16 protein-coding genes, 1 pseudogene and 1 riboswitch are annotated in these 21540 nt (G+C 46.6%); of the genes and pseudogenes, 12 read left to right on the top strand and 5 right to left on the bottom strand.

From position 1 onward, the window contains the following. Positions 1 to 71: 71 nt before the first annotated feature. Together GWI56_RS13320 and GWI56_RS13325 are read right to left on the bottom strand one after the other, a co-directional pair. A pseudogene (locus GWI56_RS13320) lies at positions 72 to 260 on the bottom strand (AraC family transcriptional regulator); the annotation flags it as partial. 380 nt (positions 261 to 640) lie between these two features. Next, complete coding sequence (locus tag GWI56_RS13325) at positions 641 to 2803, bottom strand: glycoside hydrolase family 97 protein (protein ID WP_198573149.1); 2163 nt, start codon at positions 2801 to 2803, stop codon at positions 641 to 643. A gap of 255 nt (positions 2804 to 3058) precedes the next feature. Here GWI56_RS13325 and GWI56_RS13330 point away from each other — a divergent pair, with 255 nt between their 5' ends. From GWI56_RS13330 to GWI56_RS13340, 3 genes are all read left to right on the top strand, one after another. Further along, the gene (locus GWI56_RS13330) at positions 3059 to 3880 is read left to right on the top strand and encodes a tRNA (adenine(22)-N(1))-methyltransferase TrmK (protein WP_198573150.1); all 822 of its coding nucleotides are present in this window, start codon (positions 3059 to 3061) and stop codon (positions 3878 to 3880) included. Positions 3881 to 4146: 266 nt separating this feature from the next. Next, positions 4147 to 4677, top strand: a complete 531-nt coding sequence (locus tag GWI56_RS13335) for an NUDIX domain-containing protein (RefSeq protein ID WP_198573151.1) — start codon at positions 4147 to 4149, stop codon at positions 4675 to 4677. A gap of 160 nt (positions 4678 to 4837) precedes the next feature. Then, complete coding sequence (locus GWI56_RS13340; RefSeq protein WP_198573152.1) at positions 4838 to 5446, top strand: tRNA-uridine aminocarboxypropyltransferase; 609 nt, start codon at positions 4838 to 4840, stop codon at positions 5444 to 5446. Positions 5447 to 5608: 162 nt separating this feature from the next. On the opposite strand, the gene GWI56_RS13345 is transcribed toward GWI56_RS13340, so the two are convergent. Next, positions 5609 to 6292, bottom strand: coding sequence for a hemolysin III family protein (locus GWI56_RS13345; protein ID WP_198573153.1), 684 nt, complete (start codon positions 6290 to 6292; stop codon positions 5609 to 5611). Between the two features lie 494 nt (positions 6293 to 6786). On the opposite strand from GWI56_RS13345, the gene GWI56_RS13350 reads away from it, so the two are divergent. The 9 genes from GWI56_RS13350 (at position 6787) to GWI56_RS13390 (ending at position 18179) form a co-directional block, all read left to right on the top strand. Continuing rightward, positions 6787 to 8139 (top strand): hypothetical protein, encoded by a 1353-nt coding sequence (locus GWI56_RS13350; protein ID WP_198573154.1) that lies wholly within the window; start codon positions 6787 to 6789, stop codon positions 8137 to 8139. A gap of 167 nt (positions 8140 to 8306) precedes the next feature. Next, positions 8307 to 8405: riboswitch (TPP riboswitch) on the top strand. Between the two features lie 201 nt (positions 8406 to 8606). Further along, a complete protein-coding gene (gene thiC / locus GWI56_RS13355; protein ID WP_242068404.1) occupies positions 8607 to 10730 on the top strand; it encodes a phosphomethylpyrimidine synthase ThiC in 2124 nt (707 codons plus the stop codon). Positions 10731 to 10732: 2 nt separating this feature from the next. Continuing rightward, positions 10733 to 12625 (top strand): thiamine phosphate synthase, encoded by a 1893-nt coding sequence (gene thiE, locus GWI56_RS13360; RefSeq protein WP_198573155.1) that lies wholly within the window; start codon positions 10733 to 10735, stop codon positions 12623 to 12625. Next, positions 12618 to 13520 (top strand): HesA/MoeB/ThiF family protein, encoded by a 903-nt coding sequence (locus tag GWI56_RS13365; protein ID WP_198573156.1) that lies wholly within the window; start codon positions 12618 to 12620, stop codon positions 13518 to 13520. The genes thiE and GWI56_RS13365 overlap by 8 nt, the downstream gene beginning before the upstream one ends. A gap of 1 nt (position 13521) precedes the next feature. After that, complete coding sequence (gene thiS, locus GWI56_RS13370; RefSeq protein ID WP_105252576.1) at positions 13522 to 13725, top strand: sulfur carrier protein ThiS; 204 nt, start codon at positions 13522 to 13524, stop codon at positions 13723 to 13725. A gap of 1 nt (position 13726) precedes the next feature. Beyond that, the gene (locus tag GWI56_RS13375; RefSeq protein WP_198573157.1) at positions 13727 to 14491 is read left to right on the top strand and encodes a thiazole synthase; all 765 of its coding nucleotides are present in this window, start codon (positions 13727 to 13729) and stop codon (positions 14489 to 14491) included. After that, a complete protein-coding gene (gene thiH, locus GWI56_RS13380) occupies positions 14488 to 15603 on the top strand; it encodes a 2-iminoacetate synthase ThiH (RefSeq protein WP_198573158.1) in 1116 nt (371 codons plus the stop codon). Before GWI56_RS13375 ends, thiH begins: the two co-directional genes overlap by 4 nt. A 102-nt stretch (positions 15604 to 15705) precedes the next feature. Further along, positions 15706 to 15969, top strand: a complete 264-nt coding sequence (locus GWI56_RS13385; RefSeq protein ID WP_105252574.1) for a chemotaxis protein — start codon at positions 15706 to 15708, stop codon at positions 15967 to 15969. Between the two features lie 5 nt (positions 15970 to 15974). Then, positions 15975 to 18179, top strand: a complete 2205-nt coding sequence (locus GWI56_RS13390; RefSeq protein ID WP_198573159.1) for a putative metalloprotease CJM1_0395 family protein — start codon at positions 15975 to 15977, stop codon at positions 18177 to 18179. Between the two features lie 147 nt (positions 18180 to 18326). Here GWI56_RS13390 and GWI56_RS13395 read toward each other — a convergent pair whose 3' ends face one another. Next, the gene (locus tag GWI56_RS13395; protein ID WP_198573160.1) at positions 18327 to 19235 is read right to left on the bottom strand and encodes a LysR family transcriptional regulator; all 909 of its coding nucleotides are present in this window, start codon (positions 19233 to 19235) and stop codon (positions 18327 to 18329) included. 203 nt (positions 19236 to 19438) lie between these two features. After that, positions 19439 to 21292 (bottom strand): M3 family metallopeptidase, encoded by a 1854-nt coding sequence (locus tag GWI56_RS13400; protein WP_198573161.1) that lies wholly within the window; start codon positions 21290 to 21292, stop codon positions 19439 to 19441. Positions 21293 to 21540 lie beyond the last annotated feature (248 nt).

Raw genomic sequence — 21540 nt, forward strand, 5'->3', positions numbered from 1 at the left:
CATGGGCGTAATTCAGGCTATAGCCTCAAGGAACAATCACCACCGCCAGAGGCGGTGGTTTTGGGATGACAATAAAATGTCTGTTCAATGTTCTGCGGTAAATCAGTCGCAACGCGCAAATGAAAGTAGCGCTGCACCCAAGGGCGAAGTGGCGCTAAGGGTTTAAAATGGCTAAAGCCTAAGTGCGCGAGTTCAGTTTCGAAACGTTTAAAGCTGCGCATTTCTAATAAATTTGCCCGATATCGCAAGCTGAGCACCATAAGGAAGAAAGTAAGGTCAGATTAATCTAACTGAGGCATTTTTGCACCTGTGTTGCTTGTACGCATTTGCCTTGGGCTGGATTGAACAGTCTGTGGTGTTGGCTAGTTTGCGAGGGTATTTAAAGCCTGTGTATTCGGTTCATGCTGATTTGTCGGCCTAGGCAAGAACTGAATTTACGCCAACATCAGCTAAGATGCTTCGAGGAGGATTAACTTTTACGTTTTGTATTGGGATAAATAGGTCCTATCTGGCAATAAAAAGTCACCAAGGACAAGGTATATCCTTGGTGACTTTCTGTTTTTTTACTCTGTATTTTCACACTCGCTTAAACACGTTGTTAACGCGCTAACGTTAACATGCTGAATTTAAAATACTAAACTTAAAGTACTTTGAATCTGATTGCCGTGCCGCCACTGCTGGCGAGTGCGAGGTTTAGGCTATCTTTAGCGCTCACCTCTTTTGTTTCAATCACATAATCATAGGGATTGGTTTTCCAATCGGCTTTTGCGCCATCGCGGTAAATTTGTGCTTGATAACGTTTATTCGGGGAGAGGAAATCCAGTTTGACCGTGACCTTGCGTCCGGTTTCATCCGTGAGTGCGCCTAAGTACCAATCACCTTGATCCTTCGCTTGGCGGGCAAAGACCACATAGTCACCGACTTCACCGGCCAGCGCGACACTTTGATACCAATCTGTGGGCACATCGCGGATAAATTGGAAGGCATCTAAGTGCTTTTCATAATTGCGCGGCAGATCTGCTGCCATTTGGATTGGGCTATAGAGCACAACGTACAAGGCGAGCTGTTTGGTCAATGTGGTTTGCACACGATTTTCTGCATCCAACCCCTTGGGCGCTAAGTCAAAAATCCCTGGGGTAAAGTCCATTGGACCCGCAAGCATGCGGGTAAAGGGTAACATGGCCGTATGTTCAGGGTTGTTTGGTGGGCTACCCCAAGCATTGTACTCTTGGCCGCGGGCACCTTCGCGGGAGATCCAGTTCGGATAGGTTCGGCGCAGGCCTGTGTCTTTAATCGGCTCGTGGGTATTGATACTGATATGGTGTTTCGCAGCCTCGGTGACATTGTGCAAATACTCACCGACCATAAACTGGCCGTCGTGCCACTCGTGACGGGTAATGCCTTTGTCATCGATGCGCTTGATTTGGCCACCATCGGCGACATAGCCCGTCTTGACTTGAGTAACACCATGCTGCTCATACAGGGCGAAGGCATCAGCCATTTGCTCGCGATAATGCGTGACTGAACCTGCGGTTTCATGGTGGCCGATTAAACGTACATTTTGTTTTGCCCCGTAGGCTGTGATGGCGGGCAGATCGAAATCAGCATAGGCCTTGGTAAAGCTAAATTGATCGCCGTTGTGGAACCAGTCGCCGTCCCAACCTTCATTCCAACCTTCTACCAGTACACCATCAAACTGATATTTAGCGGCGAAATCCATATAACGCTTTGTTTCACTGGTGGTTGCGCCATGGGTTGGGCCCGAGCCCCAGGTATTTTCGTTTAAGTGCATTCCCCACCAAATACCGACGTATTTCCCTGGTTTTACCCAAGTAACATCGCCGAGTTTATTGGGTTCATTGAGGTTTAGGATGAGGTGCGAATTGAGTAGCCCAGTTGCTTTGTCGGCAATTTGAATGGTGCGCCATGGCGTATAAAAACCCACTTGGGTTTTGACGCGAATACCGTCAGACCAAGGCGTGAGATCGGCCTTAAGCTTGCCATCGCGCTGTTGATCTAAGGTCATGGCTGCAAAGTCCACCAAGGCGGCTTCGTGGATACTTAAGTGCGTACCGTCTGCGAGTTTAAAGGTGAAGGGGGTATGGGCTCTATCGACGTTTTTAAGCGCTGTGGTGCGATATAAATATTCGTAGCGATTCCAGCCGCGGGCAGGGATCCACCATGCTGTGGCTTTAGCGCTATTGCCGACATTGAACTCGGTTAACTCGTCAGTGATGGATAGCGGCGAATTGGCGGGCAGGGCGGTTTGCTCGGCTAAGTGATAGCGAAAGCCAATCCCATCGTCAAAGGCTTTAAATTCGATTTCGAGTTGCACCTTGCCATTACTTAATACAGCAGTCAGTTGATTGTGTTGATCGCGGATCCATTCCTGTTCGCCCCAAGGTTGTTGCCACTTTTCATCAGCACTTTTTTTATCGCTGCTTTTTATCTGTAATCCTTGACCGAGTTCGCCAAGGGATTGAAAAACTAAGCCTAAGCGGCTCGGTTCTATGACTGTTTTACCGTAAAAATCGATTTTATATTCGGGGCGGCCAGTATCATCACTCAAGCTGATTTGAATTTGTTGGTTGGGTGAGCTGACGGTAACGGTTTTAGCAAATACGTTGGCACTAAAAAGACTCGTGACCGCAAGGGCGATGGCTGTAGGGCTTAATAGCGCTTGCGATAGCTTTTGGCACGATGAGCTCTGGCGAGTGTGGCTGTTTGTTAAGTGGCAGTCTGTTACGTGACAGGCAGTTAAGTCGCTGCGAGTGAACTGAATAGGGTTGGTCTTGATGAACATTCCTTGATCCTTGTTTTTATAATGAATGTGACTCACAGCATACTAGTGGCGATGGCTTTTTAACCGCAACGGCCTGCATACGTATTCACCACATTAAGGCGTGGCGTAACAGACGTGACGGGAAGCACTGCGAGGGCACGAACAAAAGATGTGGTTTGCTTTTGACTCGGGTAAAATGCGCGCTTTCTTTTTGCTTAAAAATGCAATTTAGCGTGGGATTTACAGCATTTGGAGCCGCAGCAGTAAGGTCAAACCGTGAAAATTAGCCAACGTTTACAACAGATAAACAGCATGATCACTGGTCATTACGATCATATTTGGGATTGCTGCTGCGATCATGGTTTGCTCGGTATGCTGTTGTTAAAAAGGAATGCTGCTCGCCAAGTGCATTTTGTCGATTGTGTGCCTTCGCTAATGCAGGCGCTTGAGCTGCGTTTACAGCGTTTTTTCCCCGCTGACTTATCAGGCCTTAATCCCAACTTAGCGCCACACTCAGATCCAAACTTAAACCCAGACATAGACCCACAGTCAAACCAAGAACCAAACTCAAACTCAAACTCATATAGTCATACTCAGTGGCAAGTGCATTGCCTTGATGTCGCGACTTTACCGCTCGAGCAAACCCGTGACCAAGATAAACAGTTGATTATTATCGCTGGTGTGGGCGGTGAACTGCTGGTGGACTTAGTGAAGGCAATTCTAGCCCAGCACCTACAGCGGCACCTCGAATTTATTTTGTGTCCCGTGCATCATAATTACTATGTCAGGCAATCACTCACTGCCTTAGGGCTAGGGCTTAAGTCGGAACATTTATTGGAAGAGAATCAACGTTTCTACGAAATCCTCCATGTCAGTACAATCGCGGCTCCAAATGGTCTGCTTATCAGTGCTACGGGTTCGTTAATGTGGCAGACGTTAGATGAAACAAGTTTGCCGCGAGCGCAGCGTTATCTGTCGCAGGTGATTGGTCATTACCTACGCATGCCCACGCATAAGCAAACACCAGAGATTATTGATGCCTATCAGCAGCAATTGGCCCAGCTCTTGAGTGAACATAGTGAGTTTGAATGCTATTGAGCATTTTTCAGCTTGGACATTACGATGGGCACCAAAGATGAGCAGCTACGATGAGAATCAGGCGAAAGAGATGATGCATCGCGATCTTAACATCATGGGTAAAACGATTTTAGCTTAAGCCGTTAATAATTAAGCTTGTAATCGCTAAAACCTATTAATCACTCTGACTGGACTGAGTGTGATTATTGCCTCTGCTACAGTTTTTGATCTGCATTTGGCACATTTTCGTTTATGCTGCGACTCCTTTTCGGCAAATGGCTACGACGATGCGTTTATTGAGAACCACCCAAGATCCAGCGGTTAACCTACAGACGGCACGCATTTTTTATCGCAGAGCTGCCCGCGCGATAGTGTTATCGGGTGAAGACATTTTGCTACTTTATACCCAAAAATACCGCGACTACAGCTTACCTGGAGGCGGAATTGACGATGGCGAGAGTCTCGAAGATGGACTGATCCGCGAGCTTCAGGAAGAAACCGGCGCCTTAGATATTCAAGTGTTAGCCCCCTTTGGTCGTTACGAAGAGTTTCGACCTTGGTACCGTGAGGGGGCGAACGTGGTGCACATGGAGTCATTCTGTTATGTGTGCCGTATTGACATCACACTGGGCGAGCGTGGTTTAGGTGAGACTCGATTAGAAGCCCATGAGATAAAAAATGGCATGCGGCCTGAATGGCTTAATATTCATCAAGCTATCGCCCATAACGAAGATATTCAGCGCAATCATCCCCATAAAGGCCAATCAATAGAGCGTGAAACTTTTCTGCTAAAACAGATAGTATTGGAATGTTTTTAAATTTTACCATTTTTAAATCATAACTTTAATCTATGATTTTATTTCACGTCAAACTTAGTTGGCTTGGCTTGGCTTGGCTTGGCTTGTTGGCGATTGAACGCCGTTATTTTAAACTGATCTTTTAAGCGGATATGCTTCGAGTCTGTGCCTGAGTCTGTGGATGTTTAAGGCTATTTCTCACTCTTTTGCCGCAGCAAGGAAGGCAATGCAGATTATTTTATTGACCCACGAGCGCGAGTTAACCCGCAAAACGAATACTGGCCAACTTGCGTTAGCTACATTCCCTGAAGAGGTGAAAAGCATCATTTGGTCGAGAACGGCACCTGATAACGATTTAGTGGCAATGCTCGCATCCCAGCAGGCCAAACTGTTGTTTCCAGCAAGTGATACTGAGCACACTGGGCCCATTGATCATAATGCCTTAGATACGGTTTTAGCTGAGCCAGTGCTCTCGAACGCCCAAGCCTTGTTAGCGCCTGCACAATCTACAGTCATAGCAGCACAACGAATGCCGAGCCAAGTGGTGATTTTAGATGCGACCTGGCAGGAGGCGCGTAAGATGCTGCGCCAGAGCCCCTATCTTAAAACGGCTGCACGAGTCAGTTTGCCGCCACTTATGCCTGAATCCGCCTTTATATTGCGGCGTAATCAGCAAGAAGGGGGCTTGTGTACCGCAGAATGTATTATTGCGCTTTGGCGCCAGTGTGGCAGAGCAGAACAAGCGACGCTATTAGCGTCGCTGTTTACTGAATTGAATAACCGTACTTGATTGCAGTGTTTGAGAGAGTGTTCGAGGAAGTGCATGAATAGATAATTAACGACTTTTAGCTTTGACCCATAGATAAATCACTGTCAGCTGAATCACCATCTGTTAAGTCATAGTCATTTAAATCAGAGCCAGTTAAATCACCATCAGTTAAATCATAGTCATTTAAATAACAGTCAGATAAATACACAGAAAGTGGCTCATGGCACCGCCGAGCACAAACAAATGCCAAATGGCATGGTTGAATGGAATGCGTTTACCGACGTAGAACACAACCCCTAAGGTGTAAAATAAACCACCTAAGATTAATAGATTAAACCCTACCTCTGACATTGCCTTCGTTAAATCACCCATCACAGTGACACATAGCCAGCCCATAGCGAGATACAAGACTAAGCTTAACTTTTTGAATTTGTGAATAAACAGTGTCTTAAATAGGATCCCACCAATTGCAAGCGACCAAATGGCCGTTAAAATCACTATCGACTGCGTGCCTTGTAAGCTTATCAGCATCAAAGGTGTGTAAGTTCCTGCAATTAAACAGTAAATAGCGCAGTGATCGGCGATCTTCAGTTTATGTTTCCAGCCTGAATGGCTAACGCTGTGATATAACGTCGAGCATAGGAAAAGCACTATGATGCTCGCACCATAAATGGTTACGCCCGTAAGTTGAATTGGCGTTAGGTGATCTTGACCTTTAAGCAGCATGAGGACCAATGCCACAATCCCCGCAATGACACCTAGGCCATGGGATACACTGTTAGCGATCTCTTCTTTGATACTATATGGTCCAGGTTTTACCAGGTTTTTAACTGTGTTTGGCTGTTCGGTAACACTTTGACTCGACATGGTAGATACACACTCGTAAACGATAATGACTGAGTCTATCAGTTAGAAAAATAAATCACCATATTTAAGCGTACACTTGTAAGCTTAAATTTATGGTTGGCTTCTATTTTTCATCTTTTAGATTTTTAACGCCGTCTTGCACTCCCATCAGTGCATCGCATTGATGATGCTACTCGCTTCAAGACGTGAGATTTAACATTCAATTTAGCGCGATTATGATCCCAATTCCCAGCCTTATTTGTCTTAACTGGCAAGTGACTTATCAAGCACTAGCGTAAAGTGCTGTGCTTGTAGCAGGTTGCATTCGCATTGAACTTTGCTCTGTTTGCCTCCTCTAATCTGCGTTGAGCACTCGTAAGTAAATGCAATCAATAGATAATTCGCTTTCAATATTCACCAACCCGATATTGGATTGATATTGGATTTGAGTGCAATTGTTCCACGTTAAGCATCATTGAAATCAATGGATACTATACAAAACCTAAGGATGGATTTTGCCTTTTCAACATCAACCCAAGGCCGCGCCTTTATTGACAGCATCTCCTACAGCGATAGCGATTGGAGATGATGCCAATAGTGCTTTGCTGATTTCGGTCACATCGCCAGAAGGTGAGACTTTTATCGCCTTTGATCATCACCTCGGTGAACTGGATGCTGCTCAAACGCCTGTTTTTACTACTAATGCGGAGCCATTAGCGTTCAATAGCGGTGTAGGCCGTTTAGTCACTGAGCATGACACTCAAGCTATATATCAAGAGCAAGCCCAAGATGTCGTACTGCAAGAAATCCATGCTGAACATCAAGATAAATTGGTTCCTAAGTCTGAATCTAAACCTGAACTGTCTGGGACGATACAAACTAGTGCTCAAGGATTGGGGTTACGTACTCGTCAGCCATATTTCAAAGGATTAAGTCTGTTATTTTTTGTAATCTTAGTGCATATGTGTTTATTTTTATTTATCTGCATGTTGTGGCGCCCGCAGTTAAATCCCTTTGGATTGAAAGAAGTAGAAAGCCGTGGTCCTAAAGTGGCAGCGATCAAGGCATACTTTATTTATGCTCCCGCGGTAGAGAAAGCCGAAACCTCGGAGTCCAAAACTGAGATCAAGGCCGAGGATAAGACTGAAGCGACAAGTTCTGTTACGCCTACAATTGTTCCCACACCTCAAACTCAAGTGAAGCCTCTGCCAATACTTGAAAAGGTCATGCCTGAAACAATAGCACCCAAAAAGGCCGTCTCTGAAAAAGTAGAGTCAGAAAAAGTGAACCCAGATACGGTTAAACCGAACATCACTCAATCGATCCAATCTCAATCAAAGAAAACTCAATCAATTGCCCCAAGTGATGAACAACCCACTGAAACGATGGCAACAAAACCAACGAATACGTTGGATACCTCAGAATTAAAGCCGCAGCTTGGCGCTAAGAGCTCGCCTGCAGCAGAAGGTGAGAGCACAATAGCGACAAGCTCAAGCATGAGTTTATTCACCCAGCAATATTTTGAACGTCAGCGCGAGCAAGCGCTCGATGATCTCGTCATTGAACAGGCCGATAAGTTCACCCGGAAATCGAATATGAGTGAAATGAGCCCAGAGATGGAGGTGCTATTTGTCCCTAATGCCGATGATTTCGGTGGCACAACGAGTCTAGATTTACCCTTAGACCCAAATCGTATTGTGCGTAAAGGGGATACTTGTTATCGCGTGGTACAAGTCGGCACTCAAGTTAATCCTAACGCCGAAAATTTAGGTTTTCCCATTAACTGCAGTGGCAAAAAAATCAATCAAGCTATTGATGATGCCATTCAATCTCGATTAAACAAAATGATGCTCAAACCCCATAAATAGTGACTTTCTTTTATGATTTATTTTCATTCTAATTATAGCTTTTTTAGTTTAGTTTTATTTAATCAATTAAAAACAATTAATTATGAATCTTTATTTTGGATTGGTGGTTAAGATTTTTAATTGCTTTTTTCCTTGTTTGTTGCTGCCGCTTCTGTCTATACTGCGCACTCATCTTGTCGGAGTGCCTCTTGGCTGAGACCGTTTATTCGGGATCCGTTGAACCTGATCAGGTTAAAACCTGCGAAGGAAACAAGCGTAATAACACACATTAAATCGCTAAAATAGACGGCTTGAACACCTGTTTACTCAGCAGTGTTTTAAGCCTTAATGTTTAGATTTAATCGTTATTGAGCAGGGTAACTCAATTTTTGAAGCCAGTGTTGGCCACAAAAGTTGATTGCCATGTCCAGCTATCAACAACTCAATTCTCCAGACAAGCAACTCCATTTTTTAACGTGAGATTGCTTATGTCCAGTTCAAACCCAAACCCAGCTGTAGCTGCCAATGCGATAGAAATCACAGCACCAGAATCGACAATCCCTAATAAATCGACAGTGCCTAATAAATCGGCTGAGTCTAGTCAATCAATCGTGCCTAAGGCGCCGAGTCGCCGCGAAACCCGCGCGCAGGCCCAAGTCTTTATCGATACGTTAGCGCCGCTGCAACATCCTAATTCACAAAAGATTTACCTTGAAGGTTCCAGTGCTGATATTCGCGTTGGCATGCGGCAAATCCTGCAGACTGACACCCTTGTCGGCGGTACCGATGATGCGCCTATCATGGAAAAAAATCCGCCAATCCGAGTGTATGATTGCGCCGGACCTTATTCCGATCCTGAGGCCGATATCAATGTGCGTCTAGGCCTGAGTAAATTAAGACAAAACTGGATCCTAGCCCGCAACGATACAGAGCAATTACCCTGCGCGACCTCAGACTTTACCCAACAAAGACTCGCCGATGACGGTTTAGATCATCTGCGTTTTGAGGCAGGTTCGAGTGCCATTGTCCGCCCACGCAGAGCGCTGCAGGGTAAACGAGTCAGTCAATTACACTATGCCCGTCAAGGGATTATCACGCCCGAAATGGAATATGTGGCGATCCGCGAGAAAATGGCACTTGCCGAAGTACAGGATGAAATCCTCAATCGTAAAGCCAAGGGCGAAGCTTTTGGTGCCTTAGTCGGCGAACCGATTACCGCCGAATTTGTCCGCGTTGAAGTCGCCCGTGGCCGCGCGATTATTCCGCTGAATATTAACCATCCCGAAGCCGAACCTATGATCATCGGGCGTAACTTTCTGGTGAAAGTGAACGCCAATATCGGTAACTCGGCGGTGACGTCATCCATCGAGGAAGAAGTGGAAAAGCTCGTCTGGTCTACCCGTTGGGGCGCAGATACGGTAATGGATTTATCCACAGGTCGTTATATCCACGAAACCCGCGAGTGGATCATCCGTAACTCGCCAGTGCCCATTGGCACAGTGCCGATTTATCAAGCGCTGGAGAAAGTGAACGGCGTGGCAGAGGATTTAACCTGGGAAGTGTTCCGCGATACCTTGATTGAACAAGCGGAGCAAGGTGTTGATTACTTTACGATTCATGCTGGTGTGCTGCTTCGTTATGTGCCGATGACGGCTAAACGCGTCACAGGGATTGTCTCCCGCGGCGGTTCAATTATGGCCAAATGGTGCCTGAGTCACCACAAGGAAAACTTCCTCTACAGCCATTTTCGTGAGATCTGTGAGCTTTGCATTGCCTACGATGTATCCCTGTCTTTAGGTGATGGTATGCGTCCAGGCTCGATTGCCGACGCTAATGATGCTGCCCAGTTTGCAGAGCTTGAAACCTTAGGTGAGCTAGTCAAAATCGCATGGGAATACGACGTACAAACCATTATCGAAGGGCCGGGACATATCCCGATGCAGCTCATTAAAGAGAACATGGACAAGCAGTTAGCTCACTGCGATGAAGCGCCGTTTTACACGCTTGGCCCACAAATCACCGATATCGCACCTGGGTATGATCATTTCACCTCCGGCATAGGCGCGGCCATGATTGCTTGGTACGGCTGCGCTATGTTGTGTTATGTCACGCCAAAAGAACACTTAGGATTACCGAATAAACAAGATGTTAAGCAAGGTTTGATTGCTTATAAGATTGCCGCCCACGCCGCCGATGTGGCGAAAGGTCATCCGAGTGCGCAAATTCGTGATAATGCGCTGGCAAAGGCGCGGTTCGAATTCCGCTGGGAAGATCAATATAACTTAGGACTCGATCCTGAAACCGCACGTGCTTATCACGATGAATCCTTACCGCAGGAATCCGCTAAAGTCGCGCATTTTTGCTCTATGTGCGGCCCTAAATTTTGTTCGATGAAAATCACCCAAGATGTGCGCGCCTATGCCGCTGGCTTAGAGGCGGCACAAGCGAAGGCGGATCAAGTTGAAGCGGCTGCCCAAGCTATGCAAGTCACAATCAAGACGCCGCAGGAGTTGGAAGCGGCAATGGCGCTAAAATCGGCAGAGTTTGCTGCTTCGGGCGCCGAGATCTATCACGTGAAAGACAAGCTTGTCGCCGAAGCTGAGGAAGCCTAATTATGTTGGGTATTCATGGGGATAATGTGCCCATGAATACCGAGCGTCCCGCGTTTGTTTGGACCATAGCTGGTTCAGACAGTGGCGGTGGTGCCGGTATTCAGGCGGACTTAGCGACAATTCAAGATTTGGGCTGTCACGGTTGCAGTGTGGTCACCACAGTGACGGCGCAAAGTTCTGTGGCGGTCACTTTAGTCGAGCCCGTATCAGCGGCGATGTTAATGGCTCAGCTGACGACTTTACTTTCCGACTTGCCACCCAAAGCAATTAAAATCGGCTTACTGGCAGATCAAACTCAAGTGGCATTGCTGGCAGATTGGATCGCGAGTTTTAAAATCAACTATCCATCAGTGCCTGTGATTGTCGATCCTGTGATGGTCGCCAGTTGTGGCGATGCATTAGCAGTAGATAACTGCCAGGATATAAAAAGTGCGGCTAAATCAGCCTTAGATTTTAGGCCTTTCAAAGGTTTAATCGAACTTATCACGCCCAATGTGCTTGAACTTGGGCGGTTAACTCACAGTGATGTTTCGACTAAAGCGCAATTCGCTGCTGCGGCACTGGCTTTATCCCAGAGCCTTGATTGCAGTGTGCTCGCTAAAGGTGGCGATGTGAGCTTTGGTTGCACTGACATTCTTGCTGATACTCAAACTCAAACTCACGCTCTTGATACCGCTTACAAGAGTAATGGCTGGGATCTTGAGCTTGCCGAGGATTATCTAGTTTGTCGTCAAGTGCGCGCGAGCTCTGAGCTGCATCAAAATGGGCGTTTCTGGTTAGCCAGCCAGCGGGTTAATACCCGTCATAACCATGGTAGCGGCTGTACTTTATCATCGGCCATTGCCGCCGTGTTAGCGCAAGGTTTTGTATTGCAAGATGCGGTGGTGGTTGCCAAAGCCTACGTGAGTCAAGGCTTAAGCGCGGCGATTGGTTTAGGGCAAGGTCCAGGGCCGTTGGCCCGTACGGGTTGGCCTAATAACTTGTCCCGCTATGCCAAGATAAATCTGTGTGATGGCAATTTTATTAGTCATCAACTCAACCAACACCTTGATGTTGGTAATGATTTAGTTGTAACAGTTTTATCCGCAACAGATCAGGCAACCGCTCAGGTAAGAATAGTCTCGACGCCACCTCAAAATATTTTACCCCACGGTTTTAAAGTGCTCGATGCCGATCTTGGTGTTTACCCTGTGGTGAGTGACTTAATCATGCTGGAAAGTTTATTAGCGGCCGGCGTTAAAACCCTGCAGTTACGGATAAAAACCGACATCAGCGAGTTAACTAGTGCAGTGCTAGCCGAATCTGATTTAGGCAAATGTGAGTCAGGTAAGTCTGAGTTGGTTGGCTCCGAATTAGAAGCACAAATTCAAACGGCCATTGCCTTAGGTAAGCATTTTAATGCACAGCTTTTTATTAATGATCACTGGCAGTTAGCGATAAAATACCATGCCTTTGGGGTACATTTAGGCCAAGAAGATCTCGCCGTTACCGACTTAGCGGCCATTCAGTCGGCAGGGCTCGCATTAGGTATATCCAGCCACAGTTATTTTGAGTTGCTACTGGCGCATCAATACTCGCCATCCTACATAGCGCTTGGGCATATATTCCCAACCACGACGAAGCAAATGCCTTCGGCGCCCCAAGGGCTCGCAAAACTTAAACATTATGTGGCGTTACTCCAAGACCACTATCCCTTGGTCGCCATTGGTGGCATCGACTTAGCTAATCTGGCAAAGGTGAAAGCCACTGGGGTCGGCAATATTGCTGTGGTGCGCGCAATAACCGAGGCTCAGGATCCAGTCGCAGCATTTGCAGAGTTGAGCCAAGCTTGGGAGCAATGTAGCTTGTCTGAAGAACTGGCTGTAAAGCATGAGTTGGTTGCTAAGCATGAGTAAAAACCAACCGCTTGCTCACGCAGAGGTTCTTTGCGACGGTACACAAAGCGTTCATACACTCAGTTATTCAGATTTCATGCGTTATTCTCGGCAAGTCTTATTGCCAGAGGTCGGTGAGGCAGGGCAATTGCAATTGGTCGACGCCAGCGTTGTTATTGTAGGGCTTGGCGGCTTAGGGCAATTGGCGGCGCAGTATCTGGCTTGTGCTGGCATTGGCAGCTTGACCTTAATCGACATGGATAAGGTTGAAGTATCAAATCTGCCAAGACAATTGTTATTCAACGATGCCGACATTGGACTCAATAAGGCCCGAGTTGCCAAGCAAAAGCTCAAAGGCTTAGCGCCACATTGCACTGTTACTGCCCATTATACGGAATTTAATGCAGAAACTGCAGTTCATCATTTGGCTGATATTTTACAGGAAAAACAACAGGGTAAAAGAGTGCTTGTGCTTGACTGCACAGATAACTTCGCGACTCGCCAAGCCATTAATCGCTGCTGTATCGAAGCGGCTTTGCCTTTAGTCAGTGCGTCAATCGCAGCATTTAGCGGTCAATTGTTTGCAGTCGACCAAATGCAGTTCCCCTCTGGTGGTTGCTATCACTGTATTTTCCCCGCACAGACGAGAGTGTCGCAGAGCTGCAGTACACAAGGTGTACTCGGCCCCAGCGTAGGCGTGATGGCGTCAATGCAATCTTTGGTGGCAATGCAACTCTTGCTGAGTGTGGACAGCGGTTGTGATGAACCGAAAAATGCCTTGCTGGGGCGTTTTTGGCGCTTTGACGCTAAATCACTTGCGTGGACTGCTGCTGTATTAACGCGGGATCCCCACTGTGACGTGTGTGGTCCCAAAGGGGCTTATCTATCATCAAATAAAGATAGTCTTGAGGTTTGATATGATTTTAATTCACATAAACAATATCCCGCAGTCGTTATCTGAACCGACGTCACTCGCGGCTGTGATCCTCGCACAAAATATTGCCCTCGATTCAGTTGCTATCGTGTTGAATGCTGAGGTCGTTCCGCGCAATCGCTGGCAATCTATTCTCTGCCAACATGAAGATAAATTAGAACTTTTCTCAGCTGTAGCGGGAGGCTAGTATGTTAAAGATTGCCGATGTGGAGTTTGAGTCGCGTTTATTTACTGGGACGGGAAAGTTCAGTAATAGCCAAGTGATGATCGAGGCGATAATGGCTTCAAAATCGCAGTTAGTGACAGTTGCGATGAAAAGAATTGATTTTAAAATGGGGCTTGATGATTTACTCACGCCGTTACGTCAAGCGGGTGTCCGGCTATTGCCTAACACTTCGGGGGCGAGAAACGCCAAGGAAGCGGTGTTTGCGGCTGAGCTTGCCCGTGAAATGCTGGGAACTCATTGGATTAAGCTCGAAATCCACCCCGATCCTAAGTACCTGATGCCCGATGCAATTGAAACCTTAGCAGCGGCTAAGATTCTCTGTGATAAAGGTTTTATCGTGATGCCCTATGTGCATGCCGATCCTGTGCTGTGCCGTCGTTTAGAAGAAGTGGGCTGCGCTGCTGTTATGCCACTGGCGAGTCCGATTGGCAGTAATCAAGGTTTAGTCACTGAAAGCTTTTTAAAAATCATCATAGAGCAGGCGCGGGTGCCAGTGGTGATTGACGCTGGCATTGGCACACCTTCACAGGCTGCGCGGGCAATGGAGCTGGGCGCCGATGCGGTGCTCGTCAACACCGCCATCGCCAGCAGCGCGTCGCCGATAGTGATGGCCGAGTGCTTTAAGGAGGCGGTGCAATGCGGCAGACGGGCCTTTGAAGCAGGGCTTGGCCGAGTACAAACGGGCGCGGTACAGACCAGTCCTCTGACAGGATTTTTAAACCAATGAGTTTTGTAGCGGAATTTGCCAACATCCCACGGGATAAACTGTTACTCGATTTGTATTCTTGCACAGCCCAAGATGTCGAGCGGGCGTTAGTGAGTCCAGTAGGGGATTTACGCAGCTTACTGGCCTTGTTATCACCTGCGGCTGAACCTTATATCGAAACCATGGCACAACGTTCAGCGGCGCTTACGCGGCAGCGATTTGGCGCGAATCTTGGCATGTATTTACCGCTATACGTCTCTAATCTGTGCGCTAATGAATGTGATTACTGTGGTTTTAGCATGAGTAACAAACTCAAACGCAAAACCTTGAATGAGCAGGAGTTGATGGTCGAGATGGCCATTATTAAAGATAGGGGGTTCGATTCGATTTTACTGGTGTCGGGTGAGCATGAAACTAAGGTTGGTATCGATTACTTCAAGCAGATTTTGCCATTGGTAAAGCAGCAATTTAGCCATGTGGCGATGGAGGTTCAGCCCATGAGTGAGGACCATTATTGCCAGTTAGTCGCGCTAGGTTTAGATGCTGTGATGATTTATCAGGAGACCTATCAGCCCGAGACTTATGCTCGTCACCATTCCCGAGGTAAAAAAATGGATTTTGCCTATCGTTTAGCAACACCGGACAGAGTTGCGGCGGCGGGGGTCGATAAAATTGGTCTTGGGGTGTTACTGGGGCTGGATGATTGGCGTTTAGATGCGTTAATGATGGGATATCATCTTGACTATTTAGAGCGTCGCTATTGGCGCACTCGCTTTAGTATTTCGCTGCCAAGGTTAAGGCCTTGTACTGGCGGGATCACCCCAAAAGTTATGCTATCGGATTTAGGTTTAGTACAAATGATTTGTGCATTTAGACTTTTTAATCATCAGCTTGATATCAGCATGTCGACAAGGGAAAGCCCTGAGCTGAGGGATAATCTTTTACCACTTGGAATTACTCAAATCAGTGCGGGCAGTTCGACGCAACCGGGCGGCTATCAAGCGCCTGACAGTCAACTCGATCAATTTGAGATAAGCGATGATCGCAGTGTCGAGCAAGTTATCGAACAGATGCAACGGCAGGGGTTTAATCCCGTATTTAAGGATTGGGAAGCCAATTGGATCACAGGATAAATAAGACCGTGAATAAATGGTGAGAATGCGGATAAAACCTGTACTTTTGCAGGTGATTGGTCAATAATTGACCCATTAATCACAGCGTGCAGGAATACCGTTATGCAAATCCAATCTGCTTATTCATCCGGTCTGCAAGGCTTGCAAAGTGCTCAATCTGGGCTCACTCAAGCAACAATAGATGTGGCTAAACCTACACCGACTCAAAGTGCGGCTCCGGCTGAATCTACAAGAGATGTTGCGCAGCCTGATAAAACCTCGGCATTACTTACCGCTAATGAGTCATTAAGACAAGGGGAAGCGTCAACAGAAGTCATTGAAACTGATTCTGAAACGATAGGTTCGATCATTAATATTAAGGTGTAAATATCATGTCGGTTGTGGCGCTATCACTTAAGGTTGGAGCGCCATCCTCTTCATTTTCGGCACATGATAAGATGCTCAGCTCTAATCTAAGCCAGAGTCACGCTAATAGCACTTATCAAGGAGCCAGCGCTCACACTGCAGGCTCCGCAAAAATTGAAGCGAGTGGTGTCCATGAACTACAGGTTACTGGAACTTCATTTGCTCCAGTTCAAGCCACGCCTATTACTTCATTAGCTGCTAACGTTTCCCAATCTCTTAACTCATCACCAAATGTGTCTTTTGCAGCTTCTAGTGCTGTTTCATCAACTGCTGCATCTGTACTTCCTGTACTGAATGGTGCAAGCCAAGCACTCGAGGTCGCTCCTTTTTCCGTACCAACGCCAAGGAGCAATCCTCAGGTAAATACGTTAAATGATCGAGCTAGCTTACATGCCGATGCGAGTTTTAGTTTGTTAACAGGACCAAGATCCATTTCTGGTGTACGCGGGGGACAGATTGCGGCACCTATTTCTACTCAGGTATTTTCGCCTGTCGCGGGTACGAGTAATAGCGGACTTGGGGTAAATTCCTTGGCTACAATAAGTCCAAATCTCAGTGTAACGAGCAATATTCCCGTTGATATTTTTACGCCTCTGAGTCCATCAATTGGCACTAGGGGTACTGATATTCCTGCTTTCAATCCATCCAATACGGGTGATATTTCTCCAATAATGCCTTATTTAGCGGCAGTGTTTGGACCACAAACTGTCTTTACTGGAGCTGCGTTAGTTGATCCCACTACGACCGATTCTGCAATTAACAGTTCTGTAAATAAGAGTGCTGTAAATAAGAGTGTAGCAACGAGTGCAGGGCCTGTTGGTCAGTCAAACTCTACGCAAGCCACAGATCAATCCGCTAGCAATGATGTTGCTCGACCGACTGTGTTAGAACAATTTACTCAAGTTTTCGGTGAAGCTCAGGCTCAAGCTAGTCCTGTAGATGCTCCTGCGGCAGCGTCTAACCCAGATGATAGTCAACAAGTCTTAGCTGCTGTCTTTGCCCCAAATGATAATCAGCTTGAAAAGCAAGTACAGGAAGAAGAATCGCGGAAACAGCAAATAGCAGCAGCGGAAGAGGCAAAGCAGCAATCACTGGTTCAGCAGGCTCAGGAACAAGAGATACAAGCCCAAGAAAAAGTACAGGCTCAACAGCAACAGCAAGTCGATGAACTTAAAACTCGAGATTCAGAGGTTAAAGCCCATGAGCATGCCCACGCAACCGTCGGAGGACAATACGCTCAGAGCCCGAGTTTTAAGTATGAAAAGGGTGCTGATGGCCAACGTTACGCCACCGATGGCGAAGTGCAGATTGATGTCTCTCCAGTGGGAGGCGACCCGCTTGCAACGATAAACAAAATGAAGCAAGTTTATGCCGCAGCAATGGCTCCTGTTGACCCGTCATCAGCGGATATCCGTGTTGCCGCGGAAGCCTTGCAAAAAATGAATGAAGCTAAGGTGATGCTGGCAGAGGAGCGACAAAAACAAATTGTTGACTTGCAAACGGCTCAAACATTAATAGACGCGGATGCTCAAATCAAAGAGTTGCCACCGTTAGAAAAACATACACCTGTAGTGACGGGAGACGTTGATGAGTCCGGTAATATTGCTCAGCCCCAAGAGGCTGTATTCACCCCCGCCTCTACTGCGCTTGATAAGCTAAAACAAGCGATCGAGGCGCAAACGGTCAACACGAAAGTCATTGATACGGGTTCGAAAACCTCTTCTGATATCAGTGACTCAGTCACTACATCGACCACAGTGGAAACGATTGAGCCACCGACCGCAACTTTAGCATTTGGAGAAGCTTCAACTTCAGCGGATTTAGCGACGGGTTTTATCTCAAGATCCGATAGTGCTGCAAGCCGTTATTATGCCGCGGTTGCACAAGCCAGTGCCGGACCTTCAGCTCGTGTCGATATGACGTCGCAAGCCAATATTCAGCCTTCTTATCTGGCATCTTCAAATGATCTGCCTAGCAATTTGCAATCTACGGATGTTTTGTCCGCAAACAATGTAAATGAGCAGTCTTCAAATATCAGTGCTAGCGCGAATACTAATGTGTCTTTGCAGAGCGAGTTATATGTGGAGGATGACCTCTTGCAGGAGACGGGATTTATTCAGCCGCAATATTTGGGTTATCAACAAGCACGCTATGTCGACTTTAGTGTGTAAGATTAGGCTTTAACTATTCCCATGATTCGCTGTTCATCATCTTTTTCGAAACAACCTCTCAGTACCACTAAGAACTAACCATTTAATCAGCAGTTGGCACTTGTCGTTTTGCTCACTCGAATTGATAACTCGTTTGGTATCTTGCTGTTAATGACTATTCGTCGTTTCAATTCCGTGCTGTTTTAAAATCAAGGAAGCGAGCAGTTTTGATGCAGGCCCTTGTTGATCCCTATTAGGGATAACTAAGCTCAACATGATGCGACGTTTTTGGCTACCCTCAAGATGTAAACGTACTAGATTACCCGAAGCCAATTCTTCTTGGACTAAGAAAGAGGGGATCCAACAGAAACCAATACCTTGATTTAAAATGACTTTAGCTTCATGGAAGTTAGAGACTGTCCAGCGCTGCTCAGCTTTGAGCCAGCCGATATCAATGTTGGATTGCACTCCAGTATCTTTAATCACTAACTGTAAATATTGTGCCAGTAGTTTATCGTCTTCAATTGTGCCTAAATCAGCGAGTGGATGATTTGGATGACAGACGAGGTAGAGTTCTTGTTCACATAAGGGTTCGGATAAATACCCTTTAGGCGGCACCCCTGCACAGATAGCAATATCGACTTTACTCTGCAGAATGAGCTCTTGAGTACCGGTGATCACTGAGTCCAGCATGATGATTCGAGTGCCACGACTGTGGGGCAGAAACGCATTGAGGGCACACACTAAGCTTTTCATCGGATAGATAATTTCACGGGCAATCGTGAGTGTTGGCTCCCACCCTTGTTCAAGATTACTCGCAAGTTGTTCTAACTCGTTGACGGCTTGGGTGACATGCCGTGAGCGGCGCAGCAGCACTTCGCCCTGCGGGGTGAGATAGGCTTTACGGCCTTTGACTTCGAGTAGCTCGATACCTAATTGATGCTGTAATTTGGCAACGGCATGGTTAAGTGACGATTGACTCTTGTTGAGTTTTTCGGCCGCTTGGGCATAGCCGCCAAAATCGACCACCGCTTGCAAAATACGCCATTGTTCTAAGGTAGATTTAGCTCGAGTCATTATAATCTCAAAAAAACGATAGATTGAGGCTTATAGTGGCCACTTCTTACGACTTTTTCAATTAAATATCATAGAGTCAGTCATTCCCACGACATATAGATAGTTATGTCGCGCTAAGTTATTGAGGGGATAGAGAGGCTAATCATGACGATTTTCAGTGTTTGCACCCGAGCGAGTCACAAACACATCCTAAGCATTCACACTTAAAACGCACAAGAACCTGTTGCGTCGAAAGCTTGATTGTTGGAATTGTCAGCATGTTCTGAAGCGGCGCTATTTGAAATTCTTTGGATCAGTGCAGCACTATCAACGGGGGCGCCAATGACCACTTTTAATTGGTCACTTAAGCTCAAAGCGTCTTCATTGATGACTAATACATTGAATAATTTGAGTTTGTCTTGGCAGTTGAATGTGGATTGAGCTATCAGCTGGGCTAGCGATGCTTGCCAGAGTGATTGGTAGTAGAGCGGTCCTTCGTTGGCGATAGTATTGAAGCTATAAGGATAATCCTGTGTTTGTGGCCAGTCTTGGCCAAAGCTCGCATTAAACTCCGCACCGAGATCGGGGTAGACTTGTGCACTTGAGTTTTGGTAAAAGTTGACTGCAACCTTAGCGCGAAAGACTTTAAGCTGCTTCGAATAAGCTTTAGCCAGTGTTTCACGCTCCTGTAAATAGGTGTGCTCAAATTGCGGAAATAGTTGATGGCGTAGCACTTCAGCTAACCAGAGGCTCGCCACAAAATAGCTATCTTGACTCTGTCCCATGGCATTGTTGAGGTAGAAATGGCTCGCTTTAGCAAGGGAAGTGACAGCCTCTGCGATGGATTCGGTTAATTGCTCAATGTCTTTGTAGTTACTCAGCTGTGGTTTGAGATCCAACGCTTGTTGTCCAAATTGCTGGCCGAGTACACTTTGACGCAATGTCTGCTGTTGACTACCTTGCTGTGGATTTGGGTTATACGCCACATAGATTTCACCTAACAATCTTTGCTGGTGGTAGACCCTGACGATATGTGGCCGATTGGGATCGGCAGGTATTTTATCGACCTTAGCGGTTTCTATGGTCTCAAAGTGTAAACCAAACACTTGCAGATAAGTAAAGCTGTGACTCAAGACGTCAGAAGTTTGCCATGTCGGCCCCTTGGCTGATGCTTGTTGTGACAGGGTTCGCCCAATATCCCAGGGAGCCACTTGCAGATCTTGGGTTTGGCTATCGAGAAAGGCTTTGACTAATTCAGGGGACGATAACTGCTGCGAACTAAGCACTAATGCGCTGTAATCGGTAAAGCCTGCAGCAGTGGCGGCTTGTTGGCGCTGCTCAGCAATTCGCTGTAATGCCGTTTGATTGGTTTCACTGGCTCTGGCTTGGTAGGCCTGCCATACATTTTGGCGACATACGGCGTTTTCTTGCGCTAGTAAGTAACTGGCGATAGTGCCAGAAAAGTCGCTCTGCTTTGAACTGTCGGGCTTCGGCTCATCACTTCTATCACCTTTTTTATGCAGATGATGTTGTTGCTGAGTCGCTTCGGGTTGGCATTGGCTGTCATTGAAGGCAAGACTAAATTGTTGACTGCCTAACCCTTGGCTTATGCTGGCTTGTGCTGTATGTAATTTCGCTTTCTCCTCGGCGCTCCAATGTTGTTGTAGCAATTGTTTAAGCTGTTGGCTCAGTAGTATTTGTTCTGCATTGCCTTGGGCTAAGGCATAGGCGAGTTGGCTCAATTCAGTTTGGCTGATAAGTTGCGACAGGGTGTCGGCGAGGTGTAGCTGGCATTGCAGTAGACCCTCGCGTTCCTCACTTGGTAAGTTAAACCCACGGTAATAGTTGAGTCTGTCGTTGATATTATTAAGCCCTAACATCTGTTGCTCAAAAATAAGTGCGCGCTGGGCCAAGGTTAATTCAGACGCAGTTAAACGCGCATTGGCGAACACAGTCGCAAGATCAATACTTGGCAAACGCAGGCATTGTTCAACTAAAAGGGGAACAGGGCTTGGCGCCGCATAGGCGGCATTCGTAACATAAAGGCTCAAGCCAAACAGTAAAGTGGGTTTTAACATGGGTTATGTGTTCTGCATCTGTGATGGAATGAGTTAACTTTGACTTAGTATCCAATTGAGTTAGCTTCAAGTCATTGTTATGCATGAAACCCTGTTCTGTTCTGGATGTCAACGATAAGGGTGGGAGTCGCAAATGTATTGCTATCCAAGGAAGGAGTTACACTGAGCTGCTGAACACCTACAGATTCCAGATTCCAGATTCCAGATTCCAGATGAACTAGAGGAATGGTGATCTTTCGACTTTTGAT

Origin of the sequence: Shewanella sp. DW31, assembly GCF_015767295.1 — a bacterium.
In the GTDB taxonomy this organism is placed as follows: domain Bacteria; phylum Pseudomonadota; class Gammaproteobacteria; order Enterobacterales; family Shewanellaceae; genus Shewanella; species Shewanella oncorhynchi.